This window comes from Shewanella sp. ECSMB14102, assembly GCF_000813075.1.
GTDB lineage: Bacteria > Pseudomonadota > Gammaproteobacteria > Enterobacterales > Shewanellaceae > Shewanella > Shewanella indica.
In genome coordinates this window covers 22,906-35,404 of the sequence record NZ_JWGX01000011.1, presented here as the reverse complement: position 1 = coordinate 35,404, position 12,499 = coordinate 22,906, and the positions used below count along the sequence as shown (strand labels likewise).

Below are 12,499 nucleotides of genomic sequence, written 5' to 3'. Positions count from 1 at the left end.
ATTTTGACAAATTCCGCGCATCCTACACGATAAATATCGATCCGTCTATAGCTTGGCGGACGAATTCGAAAAAAAACCGCCAATCGGCGGTTTTTTAAATAATGTCACAGGGGGTTCAACCCCAATACCTGTTGCATGTCGTAGAGCCCGGCATCCTGTTCCTGCAACCAAAGTGCCGCACGCATGGCGCCGTTGGCAAAGGTCATTCGGCTGGAAGCCTTGTGAGTGATCTCTAAACGCTCGCCCATATCGGCAAACATGGCGGTATGCTCGCCCACCAAGTCACCCGCTCTGATAGTGGCAAAACCTATGGTGTCGCGCTCACGCTCGCCGGTGATCCCTTCGCGGCCATAGACGGCGACTTTTTCCAGATCCCGCCCCAGTGTGTTGGCAATCACTTCCCCCATCTTCAAGGCGGTACCTGAAGGAGCATCCTTCTTGTGTCTGTGATGGCCTTCGATGATCTCTATGTCGGTATAATCACCCATGACTTCCGCCGCCAGTTCCAGCAGCTTCCACATCAAGTTAACCCCAACCGACATATTGGGTGCCAATACCACAGGGATCTGCTCGGCAAAGGCCTCAATCTGCGCCTTTTGCGCCGAATTGAAACCTGTAGTGCCTATCACTATCGCCTTATGATGGCGGGCGCACCAATCCAGATTGCTGAGAGTGCCTTCCGGGCTGGTGAAATCCACCAGCACATCGAAGTCATCCGCAACTTGATCCAGGCTATCGCAGACCCGGACATGAAGACAACCGACCCCGGCCAACTCCCCGGCATCGACTCCCACCAGAGTCGAGCCAGCGCGCTCGATGGCCGCGCCCAGAATGATCCGGCTGAAATGCGCGGCCGCTTCTATCAAGGTACGCCCCATACGGCCGCTGCTTCCGGCAACCGCAACTCTGACATGTCCACTCATAACTTTCTCCACATACAGGCTAAAAAAATCGCCTGAGTCAGACTCAAGCGATTTTGGTATTACAGAATGTCCAGCAGTTCCACTTCAAAGACCAGAGTGGAATAAGGCGGGATAGCCGCCCCGGCACCGCGCTCGCCGTAGGCCAGGTGATGCGGTACATACAGCTTGTACTTGGCGCCAACCGGCATCAGTTGCAGCGCTTCGGTCCAACCGGCAATCACGCCGGAAACCGGGAATTCGGCAGGCTGACCACGGGTTACTGAACTGTCGAATACTTTACCGTCGATAAAGGTACCGTGATAGTGAGTACGAACGTTGGAATCATAGCTTGGCTTCTCGCCTGAGCCTTCGTTGATGATTTCGTACTGCAGACCTGATTCGGTAGTCACCACACCTTCACGTTTGGCGTTTTCGGCCAGGAAAGCATTACCTTCGGCAGAAGCGGCTTCGGCAGCCTCTTCCTGCGCCTTTTGCAAGCGACGGCTGATTTCAGAGAAAGCAACCTGCATATCTTCCATGGAAACAACACTCTCTTTGCCGTCAAATGCATCGGCCAGACCGGCTTGAACGGCTGGAATATCCAGACCTTCGAAAGAGTTTGCGGCCAGTTGCTCACCCAACTGGCGGCCTACGCCGTAGCTGGCTTGTTGTTCAACACTGGTGAACTTATCAGACATAATCAGTTTACTCTCAGTTTATCTGTGAATTTTTCGCGGCACAGTGTAACACTTATCCGGGTTCAAGTGTTGCGCTTATTCGTATCCTTACGCTTTGTTCATTCGCCGAGTCTCAAGCCAAAATGGACAGAAGGCCTAGCCTCAAGCCGACTTTGTTAACCTCATTTTTGGCAAGAGCTAAATTTACCCTTGCTCGCCTGATAGAGCGGCATCATCTGCGCTTGTAAATCACGCAACTGGGCAATGCGGTTCTCATTGGATGGATGAGTCGACAACAGCTCCGGCCCCTGACCGCCCCCCGCCTTGGCCATGTTTTGCCATAAGGTCACCCCGGCTCCAGGATCGAAGCCGGCCCTGGCCATCAGCTCCAGCCCCATCACATCGGCCTCGGATTCCTGCGCCCGGCCATAGGGTAAGATATAGCCCACCTGCACCCCAAGCCCCAGGGCCGCCATGTAAAGATCGGCATTGGCTACTTGCCCCATCCCCAACGCCGTACCGGCCAACTGCATACCGGTATTGCTGAGTTGGGCCCGTGAAGCCTGTTCATTACCGTGCTGCGCCAACACATGCGCTATCTCATGGCCGATTACCGTTGCCAGTTGGTCTTCATTGTTGGCCACCTTAAGAAGCCCGGTATAGACACCGATATGACCACCAGGCAAGGCAAAGGCGTTGACCTGATCCGACTCAAACAGTACCCATTGCCAATGTTGTTGCGGCAATAAAGAGGTAATACGCTGCGCCACACAGGCAACATAGGCACTGGCGGCCTTGTCCTGGCTCTGCTTCTCTTTTGCTTTTATCTGCTCGAAAGAGGCGGTACCCATCTGGTTTATCTGTTCGGGCGAAAACAGTAACATCTGCGAGCGCCCGGTGGGCGACTGAGTAGTGGAGCAGCCAGAAAGAGCTCCCACAAAGAGTATGGCAAGTAGGCCGAAAATTCGGTTATTCATCTTTTATCTTCCGGTGATAAAGTTTCCCTGGATTTTACCTGAGTGTCACACGCAAGCACAGCTTGTCGTATCGCCAATGATCCCGCCAGCCAAAAGCCAGCTGCGCGTACAGCCAAGGCTTGAAAAAAGTTGACCTCTGGCTTGTCAGGCACGACACTGATTGAGATATATGGATACGGAAAAACGCCGTTATCCACTTATAAGTTACTCTTTACCAAACGTCTTTTTATAAGGTTCCAACTCATACAATGCTTGAAGAATTAGCCTTGGGGGGATTGCTGTTCAGTCCTTTGGTTCTCTTCGCACCTCTTGCGCTCGCACTCTGGTTTCTGACCAGACTGGTTCTTCACTGGACCGGGCTGTACACAAAAATCTGGCGAGTGGCCTGGTTCGAAGTCGCCCTGTTCGTGTGCTATCTGGCACTGATTATCTACCTGTTTGAGAGTTGACACTTATCATGGCAAAAGTACTGCGCATCTCCATTACCTTGCTTCTCGTGCTGGCAGCCTTAGTGGCCGGATATTGGATTTGGAATCACTACCTCTATTCCCCCTGGACCCGTGATGGCCGGGTGCGGGCCGAAGTCATTACCCTCTCGGCCGATGTCTCAGGCTGGGTCACTCAACTGAATGTTAAAGATAACCAACAAGTTAAACGTGGCGATCTGCTGTTTAAGGTGGACGATACCCGTTATCAAGCCGCCAGTACCGAATTGGCCGCCGAGCTGGAAAACAAGCTACACGCTTGGGAACTGGCCAAGCACAAATATGAACGGCGCAAGAATCTCACCGGCCGCGAGGTGATCAGTGAAGAGGATTTGGAAACTGCACGGATCAACACAGAGTTGGCCAAAGCCAGCTACAACTTGGCAAAGGCCAGACTCGACAGCAGCAAAATAGATCTTCAGCGCACTCAGGTTCACTCCCCCGCCGATGGCACCATAATCAACCTCAGCCTGCGTCAGGGCAACTATGTCAACCAGGGCAAGGCGGTATTATCTCTGGTTAAACAAGGCTCTTTCTATGTCACAGGTTACTTTGAAGAAACCAAGCTGCCACTAATAAAGGTAGGCCAAAAGGCCAAAATCAGCCTAATGAGCGGTGGCAAGCCGCTCAGGGGCGAAGTGATCAGCATAGGCAAAGCAATTGCCGATACCAATACCAATGCCAATGGTCAACTATTGCCGCAAATTCAACAGAGCTTCAACTGGGTCAGGTTGGCGCAGAGGATCCCTGTGGATATCAAGCTGGACCCGGCTTCAGAACAACATGAACTCAGCGCCGGATTGACGGTTTCCATCCAACTGCAAGCCGAAAAATAATATGCCCCTATCTCCCACGCTGGCGGTATTTCTGACCCCGGACAAGCGCACGCTAATCTTCGCCACCAAAGGGGTGATTGCCATGGCACTGGCATTGACGGCGGCGCTCTATCTGGACTTGGAGCGCCCCTACTGGGCGCTGGTATCGGCAATATTCCTGCAGATGCGTCCCGAAAGTGGCCTGGTGCTGGAAAAAGGTCTTTGCCAGATAATAGGCACCCTGGTAGGCGGGGTTGCCGGCATAGCTATTCTCAGCATTTTTTACGGTGCCCCCGAACTGGCCATGCTCACCCTGGCGCTGTGGTTGGGGCTCAACTCTGCATTGTCGGCCATGGTACGCCATATCAACTTTGTCTACGCCTTCGCCATGGCGGGGATCACCCCCTGTCTTATTGTGCTCTTGGTGATGGTAAGCCCAGCTACAGCAAACAGTGAAACCATCTTCGCCGTCGCCCACTCCAGGGTCAGCGAAATTATAGTCGGTGCCATCTGTGCCACTCTGGTGAGCCAGTTGCTGTGGCCAGTCAGAGTCACCGAAGGGCTGCAAAAACAAACCCGTAAAATAGTCAACCAAACCCTGGAATACCTCACACTGGAGCTGGATCTCAACGGCTCCCATGAAAATCGCCATAATCAGATAGACGCAATTCTTGAATCACTGGCAGCAGCCAGCGACGATGCCAACGCTCTCAGCTACGAGGGTCCGGAAGGCCCGGGACGCAGTCGTGCGGCCAATTTGTTATTCAACAAGGTGTTATCATTGCTCGCCGTGATCCAGATATTCGGCCGTTTGCAGCGTAACCACGAAGAGTTGATGACAAGCACTCTCTCAGGGCTAATCCGTACCCTAAAAAGCAACTTCAAGGCGATGTCCGAGTCGGACGATTTCCAATTCTGTTATGAATTGGCACACAGGCAAAGGCGCGAAATCATCCACTTTCGCAACACTCATACCTGTATCAGCCCACTGGAATCGCGGCTGCTGAAAACCGCCTCGGAGCTGGCCAGCGATTTGGTGCTGGTGCTGCGGGCATTCAAGGCGTTGGAGTCACCGGATAAAACGCTGCTCAATGCTCCCGCGATGCAGACCCACAGAGATCCCCTGCTGGGGCTTATCACGGGTGTCAGAACCATGCTGATTTTCCTGATAGGTGCAGGGATGTGGATTGGCACCGCTTCCAGTGCGGCCCTGATGATAATGACTATGCCGGTGATCTTCTCCATCATGATGGCCAGACTGCCCTTACCCCTTTTGAGCATGATCCTGCGGCGACTACTGATAGGAGTAATGATAGCCATTCCTGTCGCAATATTTTACGCCCTCGGACTACTGGCCCAAAGCAGCGGCGATATTGAGATCATGTTGTTGGTATTGGCAGGCCCCTTCTTTATTGGCCTGATGGCCCTGGCCAATCAGGCCACCCTGCCCTACGGCCTTGGATTTTGCATACCATTTGCCATTTTGGTCAGCCCCGGCAAAGACATGAGCCAGGCTTTTGCCGTAGACAACACCCTGAGCAAGGCGATGGCCATCTTTGTCGGCGTCAGCATCCTCTATTGGCTATTTAAGCTGGTGACTGAGCCAGGAGTCAAAATGATGCAGCAACGCCTACTCAACGCCACCCGCAAAGATCTGATTGAGATGGTCAAACAGGACAAGCCTGAAGACTGGTTTAATGCCCGTATGGCTGATCGCTTGCTGCGCTTGGCCAATTATGAACGCAGCAGCCAGAGCAACAACCGAACCCTGACCGACTTAGGCCTCACCGGCCTTAACCTGGGCCATGTATCGATGCGTCTGCGCCGCCTGCTGGCCAGCATCAGCGACAGCCAACTCGACGAACTACTGCAAGACTGGCAACTGGCGCTCGCCAACGCCTTTATCTTCTGTTCCCGCGGCGAAAATCCACCTGATTTCCGTAACAGTTGCGAACGCCTTTTAGCCCGGCTGCAAACCGATGGTTTGACACAGGAGCAACTGGAAATGGTTCAGGGGATGTTTGAGCGCCTGATAATGACCTTTGAGCGCAGCTCCGCCATGATAAGCAATGCCAATGCACCCGTAACCCAAGCTGAGTCTGCGCCACCGCAAGAGCAAGAGTCTGCTTCCGAACAAAAGCCTTAGGCAAAGACCTGAAGCTCAGCGCCATAAGTCATCCAACCCGATAAAAACTTGCAAACTACTTGACCGCTCAAGCAAATAGACTAATACTTGCACAATCAAGTATTGATAAAGCATTGGTCAAGTTAATTTCGTTTCCAGAGGTTTCACAGATGACACAACCCATAACGACAAGCATTGTGCTTGCTATAACCGAGATGCACAGTCAACTGCAACGCAGTCTGGCAGGCAGGTTGTCGCTGCACGGTATCAGCTTCAGCGAGTTTTTGGTACTGAGACAATTGGCAAAGGCCGAGGGCAATAAACTCAGAAGGATCGACCTGGCCCAGGGTGCCGGGCTCAGCGCTTCGGGGATCACCCGCCTGCTTAACCCAATGGAAAAAATTGGTCTGGTAGAAAAGGAAACTGCCAGCCGTGATGCCAGAGTCAGCCTGGTAGCCCTGACACCGGCGGGCGCTAAGATTTTTACTGAGGCCGAGGTATCATTTCAGCAAGTCGCCGATGAGTTTATGTCACGCTTGAGTGAGCAAGAGCAACAACTGTGGCTAAGCCTGCTCCATAAGCTGGGTGCCTGAATATCAGGGCTCTGAATACCAGACAGTAACTCTGAACATTGCTATTCTAAAAGTGCTTAAATCCGCGGCCGGAAACAGCAGAAACAGCAGAAACGGCATAAGTATCGAGTGCGACATTCACGCCAGCTCAAGTATGACCCCAAAAAAAACCGATGCCTTGAGCATCGGTTTTTTGTTTCGGTAGAGCGCCGGTTAGCTATTCAAATCCTGAAAGAACTTTTTCACTCCATCGAAGAAGCCTTCAGCCTTGGGGCTATGTTTCTTGGATGCGCCGGTGACTGAAGTTTCAAATTCACGCAGCAGCTCTTTCTGACGCTCGGACAAGTTCACCGGCGTTTCCATCACCACTTTGCAAAGCAGATCGCCAACCGCGTGACTGCGCACCGACTTAACCCCTTTACCGCGCATGCGGAACATGCGGCCGGTCTGGGTTTCCGCCGGGATCTTCAGGTTAACCTTACCGTCCAGTGTCGGCACTTCCACTTCACCGCCGAGGGCGGCCTTGGCGAAGGATATCGGCACTTCACAATAAAGGTTATTGCCGTCACGGACAAAGATTGGGTGCTCGCGCACAGTAACCTGTACATAGAGATCCCCCGCCGGGGCTCCGAATTCACCGGCTTCACCTTCACCAGCCAGGCGGATACGATCACCGGTATCGACACCGGCCGGAATTTTCACCGACAGTGTCTTGCTCTTTTCTATGCGGCCATCACCGTGACACTTGCTGCAAGGCTCTTTGATAATCTTGCCGCGACCATGACAGGTAGGACAAGGTTGCTGCACCGCAAAAAAACCCTGACGCATCTGTACCTGACCGGCACCGTGACAGGTACCACAAGTAGTAGCCGAGGTACCCTTCTTCGCGCCGCTGCCATCACAGAGATCACAGCTAACCAAGGTTGGGATCCTAAGCTCACGGGTAATACCACGCACCGCTTCTTCCAGCGACAGTTCCAGGTTGTAACGCAGATCTGAACCACGGGCAGCTTGACGATGCCCGCCGCGACGACCACCACCGAAGATATCCCCGAACACGTCACCAAAGATATCACCGAAATCAGCGCCGCCACCAAAACCACCACCGCCACGGTTAGGGTCAACCCCAGCATGACCAAACTGATCATAGGCAGCTTTTTTGTCTTCGTCGGTCAGGATCTCGTAGGCTTCTTTGACTTCTTTAAAGCTGGCCTCGGCCGCCTTATCGCCCGGATTGCGGTCAGGGTGATACTTCATCGCCAGGCGCTTATAGGCCTTCTTGATCTCCCGCTCGCTGGCGTCGCGACCGACGCCCAATACTTCGTAATAATCTCGCTTTGACATAATCTCACGCTTTCCAAGCTGGATTCACACAAGCGGGCGTTAGGGTTGCCCCGTAACGCCCGCCGGAATTAATCGAGTGTTACCACCCAATTACTTCTTGTCGTCTTTAACCTCTTCGAACTCGGCATCGACAACGTCATCGGCCTGGGCATTGCTGCTCTGGGCTTCGCCTTGACCTTGGCCTTGTTGTGCCTTGGCCTGAGCGATTTCCATCAGCTTGGCAGAAGCTTCTATCAGCTCTTGAGTCGCCTTCTCGATAGCTTCTTTGTCGTTACCCTTGGTGGCAGTTTCTACAGCGGCCATAGCGGTTTCAATCTTGGCCTTGTCGTCTGCTGCCAGAGCGTCACCGGCTTCTTCCACCTGTTTCTTGGTAGCGTGTACCAGACCGTCAGCCTGGTTGCGGGCGCTGACCAGTTCTTCAAATTTCTTGTCTTCCTCGGCATGAGCCTCGGCGTCGCGAACCATTTTCTCGACTTCATCATCAGACAGACCGGAAGAGGCCTTGATGGTGATGTTCTGCTCTTTGCCTGTCTTCTTGTCTTTGGCAGACACGTGCAGAATACCGTCGGCGTCGATGTCGAAAGTCACTTCAATCTGTGGCATGCCGCGTGGAGCAGGCTCAATACCTTCCAGGTTGAACTGACCCAGTGACTTGTTGGCGCTGGCTTGCTTACGCTCACCCTGCAGCACGTGAATGGTCACTGCGCTCTGGTTGTCGTCTGCTGTAGAGAAGGTCTGCTGCGCCTTGGTAGGAATAGTAGTGTTCTTCTCAATCAGCTTGGTCATTACGCTGCCCATGGTTTCAATACCCAGAGACAGAGGCGTTACGTCCAGCAGCAGTACGTCTTTCACGTCACCGGCCAGTACACCACCTTGAATCGCAGCACCTACGGCTACCGCTTCATCAGGGTTCACGTCTTTACGTGGTTCCTTGCCGAAGAAGTTGGTTACCGCTTCCTGAACCTTAGGCATACGGGTTTGACCACCCACCAGGATCACTTCGTTGATGTCAGACACTGATAGGTCGGCATCGGCCAGAGCCACTTTCAGAGGCTCCAGAGAACGCTGGATCAGGTCTTCAACCAGAGATTCCAGTTTGGCACGGGTGATCTTAACCACCAAGTGCTTGGGACCTGTCGCATCAGCAGTGATGTAAGGCAGGTTCACCTCGGTCTGAGTGGTGCTGGACAGCTCAATCTTGGCCTTCTCGGCAGCTTCTTTCAGACGCTGCATAGCCAGAGGGTCGTTACGCAGATCCAGACCTTGCTCTTTCTTGAATTCGTCAGCCAGGTAGTTGATCAGACGGTTGTCAAAGTCTTCACCACCCAGGTGAGTATCACCGTTGGTTGCCAGTACTTCGAAAGTCTGGTCGCCGTCGTTGCTGTCGATTTCGATGATGGAGATATCGAAAGTACCACCACCCAGGTCATATACAGCAACAATATTGTCGCCCTGCTTCTTGTCGATACCATAGGCCAGTGCCGCAGCAGTTGGCTCGTTGATGATACGCTTTACTTCCAGACCCGCGATACGGCCGGCATCTTTGGTGGCCTGACGCTGAGAGTCGTTGAAGTAAGCAGGTACTGTGATTACCGCTTCAGTCACTGGCTCACCCAGGAAGTCTTCAGCAGTTTTCTTCATCTTTTTCAGTACTTCAGCAGACACCTGAGGAGGTGCCATCTTCTTACCATGGCTTTCAATCCAAGCATCGCCGTTGTCGGCCTTGATGATTTTGAAAGGCATGATGCTGACGTCGCGCTGAACTTCATCATCAGTGAAGCGACGGCCAATCAAACGCTTGATGGCAAAGAAAGTGTTGGCAGGGTTGGTCACAGCCTGACGTTTTGCAGGTGAGCCAACCAGCGTCTCGTCTTCAGTGAAGGCGATGATAGAAGGTGTTGTGCGATCGCCTTCGGCATTCTCCAATACGCGAGCCTTGTCACCATCGAGGACAGCTACACAAGAGTTTGTTGTGCCTAAGTCGATACCAATAATTTTACCCATGAGGTCCTCCGAAAAATCTTTTCTTTCGAACTGAATATGTTTATCTGATTTCAGATATGGGGGTAAACTCGCTGTTTTCAAGCCCGTTGTAGATGGCCCCCAATCTTGCCTTACCCCCTATATAGGGGCGTAAAACTGCTTTACAAGGGCCAGGAAGAAAAAAATAGATTTTTTTGTACAATCTTTTTACGCATCGTCGGTGCCGGAGATCTTTTTTTGTTTAGCAGTACTGAATAAAATAGTGTCGATTGCGACCGTGGCAGAACCAGCCATAAAACAAGAGTAGAAACAGAGACCTCTAAAGTGAAAAAATCCCAGCTGGCCCTGATCTACGGAATGGCCGCCGTATTCCTCTGGTCCACTGTTGCGACCGCCTTTAAAATCGCCCTCGGCTTTTTCTCGCCGTTGCAACTGGTGTTTATTGCCGTTATCACTTCATCCATCTGTCTGGGGCTTACTCTTGCCTGGCAGGGGAAACTCACATTATTAAAGCAGCAGTTTCGCGCCCGGCCCTGGTTTTATCTGCAAACCGGAATACTGAATCCATTTCTATATTATCTGGTACTGTTCAAAGCCTATGATCTCTTGCCGGCGCAGCAGGCGCTGTCGCTGAACTACACCTGGGCGGTACTGTTGCCACTGCTTGCCGCACCCATGTTGCAGCAAAAGCTGCAACTCAGCGACATGCTGGCGGCCATCACCGGCTACTTTGGAGTACTGGTGATAGCCACCGGCGGTAATCTGTTATCGATGGACTTTGAAAACCCCTTCGGTATTCTGCTGGCACTCTCCAGTACCCTGCTATGGTGCCTATATTGGATCATCAACACCAAAGACAAGGGCGATGCCATTGTCAGCCTATTGCTGAGTTTTTTGGTGAGTCTACCGCTGATAACCATCACCCTGCTGACAACAGAAAGTCTGCCCTCTTTGCATTGGCAAGCGCTGGGAGCCGGTGTCTATGTGGGGCTATTTGAAATGGGCGTCACCTTTGTGCTCTGGCTAATGGCACTGAGAACCACAGAGCGGGCAGCCAGCATCACCAATCTGGTGTTTCTGACGCCACTCATGTCCATGGTGTTTATTGCGCTGATATTGAAAGAAGCCATCACTCTGGCGACTCTGGTCGGTATGGGACTTATCCTGTCAGCCCTCTTGATACAGAAACTGCTGAAACCCAAGGCACCGAAAATGAAGGTAGTGTGATACGCCATATTAAGCCATTATTTAAGGGCAATGAAGATTCTCGGCCTTATCTGTGCAACTCGTCTAATGTTGGAAATTGATGATGGCCCTATGATGATGGCCCAATACCCAGGAACCGCCTCATACAGTAAGCGTCGGGTAAACTGGCACATAAAGGTAATGCCGTAGAAGGAGCTTTTTAGCCTCACAATTCCGTTACCCCAAGAACCGATAGCCGAATGCATTTCTGTAAACTAATCCAAACTGTCAATTTAGAAAGCCAAATCCAACTGCTGTAGAGTTTCCTCTGCCGATGAGTGGCTGTCATCCTGGCTAACCAGGCCGACAGCGACACCCAGCAGGCGGATACCACGGCCGTTGGCTCTTTGCAATGCCTGGGTCAGCAAGTCATCCAGCAGACGCACAGATAACTCTCTCGAGCGGGTTTCTATAGTGGTCTGTTTAAAGTCACTGAACTTGAGTTTGACCACCAGCTTTTGAATTTGCCTGTCTTTGGCTCCGCGCTCCAAACGGCGGGCCAACTCCTGCACCAACTGTGGCATCACCTGACGACACTGAGCCAGGGTATGGATATCCTCTGCCAGCGTGGTCTCTACCCCGACCGATTTACGCTCTCGGTTAATGGTCAACTCCCGTTCGTCTATCCCCTGAGCCCTTTCATAAAGCAAGGTACCAAACTTTCCAAACCTCTGTTGCAATATGGCCAGCGGCACCTTTTGCACATCCGCGCAGGTATGCAGCCCCATATCGGCCAGTTTCTGGGCGGTGACCTTACCGACACCGGGGATCTTGATAAGCGGCAGTTTTTTTACAAACTCAGGCAGCGCCTGTGGCGTGACCACATACTGGCCGTTGGGCTTATTGAGATCTGAGGCCACCTTGGCGAGAAACTTGACCGGAGCGATACCCGCAGAAGCCGTAAGGCCTGTTTCCGCCAGGATATCGGCGCGAATAGCCTCGGCAATTAGGGTGGCCGAACCTTGGTATAACGAGCTATCGGATACATCCAGATAGGCTTCATCCAGCGACAGAGGTTCAATCAGTGAGGTATAGCGGGCGAAGATGGCCCGGATCTCTGCCGAGACTTCCTTATAGACAGACATGCGCCCGGGGATCAGCAGCAGATCCGGGCAAAGCTTTAACGCATAGGCCGAGGCCATGGCAGAACGAACGCCAAATTTACGCGCCTCATAATTACAAGTGCTTATCACCCCGCGTCTGTCACTACTGCCGCCTACGGCCAAAGGTCGGCCACGATATTCTGGAAAATCACGCATCTCCACCGCGGCAAAATAGCAGTCCATGTCGATATGTATGATCTTTCTCAAGCTTGCTTTCCGGATCTCAAAGGGCTCGGTCGAGCCGGATATAAACAGAGTACTGTATATAAAC

At 52.5% G+C, this 12,499-nt stretch carries 11 protein-coding genes; 5 read left to right on the top strand and 6 right to left on the bottom strand.

Features of this window, described 5'->3' with window-relative positions:
* Nucleotides 1–104: 104 nt before the first annotated feature.
* From dapB to RC73_RS05045, 3 genes are all read right to left on the bottom strand, one after another.
* Entirely contained in the window at nt 105–923 is an 819-nt protein-coding gene (gene dapB, locus RC73_RS05055; protein WP_039033628.1) for a 4-hydroxy-tetrahydrodipicolinate reductase, read from the bottom strand.
* 59 nt (nt 924–982) lie between these two features.
* On the bottom strand, nt 983–1,600 hold the full coding sequence (locus RC73_RS05050; RefSeq protein WP_039033627.1) for an FKBP-type peptidyl-prolyl cis-trans isomerase: 618 nt from the start codon (nt 1,598–1,600) through the stop codon (nt 983–985).
* 161 nt (nt 1,601–1,761) lie between these two features.
* Nucleotides 1,762–2,556 carry a M48 family metallopeptidase gene (locus RC73_RS05045; RefSeq protein ID WP_039033626.1) on the bottom strand — a complete coding sequence of 265 codons (795 nt, stop codon included), beginning with the start codon at nt 2,554–2,556 and terminating at the stop codon, nt 1,762–1,764.
* 248 nt (nt 2,557–2,804) lie between these two features.
* On the opposite strand from RC73_RS05045, the gene RC73_RS05040 reads away from it, so the two are divergent.
* From RC73_RS05040 to RC73_RS05025, 4 genes are all read left to right on the top strand, one after another.
* A complete protein-coding gene (locus RC73_RS05040) occupies nt 2,805–3,005 on the top strand; it encodes a DUF1656 domain-containing protein (protein ID WP_039033625.1) in 201 nt (66 codons plus the stop codon).
* An 8-nt stretch (nt 3,006–3,013) separates the two neighbouring features.
* Nucleotides 3,014–3,877, top strand: a complete 864-nt coding sequence (locus RC73_RS05035) for an efflux RND transporter periplasmic adaptor subunit (RefSeq protein ID WP_039033691.1) — start codon at nt 3,014–3,016, stop codon at nt 3,875–3,877.
* A gap of 1 nt (nt 3,878) precedes the next feature.
* Nucleotides 3,879–6,002 carry an FUSC family protein gene (locus RC73_RS05030; RefSeq protein WP_052248001.1) on the top strand — a complete coding sequence of 708 codons (2,124 nt, stop codon included), beginning with the start codon at nt 3,879–3,881 and terminating at the stop codon, nt 6,000–6,002.
* A 149-nt stretch (nt 6,003–6,151) separates the two neighbouring features.
* Entirely contained in the window at nt 6,152–6,574 is a 423-nt protein-coding gene (locus RC73_RS05025) for a MarR family winged helix-turn-helix transcriptional regulator (RefSeq protein ID WP_039033624.1), read from the top strand.
* A 192-nt stretch (nt 6,575–6,766) separates the two neighbouring features.
* Here RC73_RS05025 and dnaJ read toward each other — a convergent pair whose 3' ends face one another.
* Nucleotides 6,767–7,897, bottom strand: coding sequence for a molecular chaperone DnaJ (gene dnaJ, locus RC73_RS05020; protein WP_039033623.1), 1,131 nt, complete (start codon nt 7,895–7,897; stop codon nt 6,767–6,769).
* Between the two features lie 90 nt (nt 7,898–7,987).
* On the bottom strand, nt 7,988–9,901 hold the full coding sequence (gene dnaK / locus RC73_RS05015; protein WP_039033622.1) for a molecular chaperone DnaK: 1,914 nt from the start codon (nt 9,899–9,901) through the stop codon (nt 7,988–7,990).
* A gap of 303 nt (nt 9,902–10,204) precedes the next feature.
* Here dnaK and RC73_RS05010 point away from each other — a divergent pair, with 303 nt between their 5' ends.
* Complete coding sequence (locus RC73_RS05010; protein WP_039033621.1) at nt 10,205–11,107, top strand: DMT family transporter; 903 nt, start codon at nt 10,205–10,207, stop codon at nt 11,105–11,107.
* A gap of 251 nt (nt 11,108–11,358) precedes the next feature.
* Here RC73_RS05010 and dinB read toward each other — a convergent pair whose 3' ends face one another.
* On the bottom strand, nt 11,359–12,435 hold the full coding sequence (gene dinB / locus RC73_RS05005) for a DNA polymerase IV (protein WP_039033689.1): 1,077 nt from the start codon (nt 12,433–12,435) through the stop codon (nt 11,359–11,361).
* Nucleotides 12,436–12,499 lie beyond the last annotated feature (64 nt).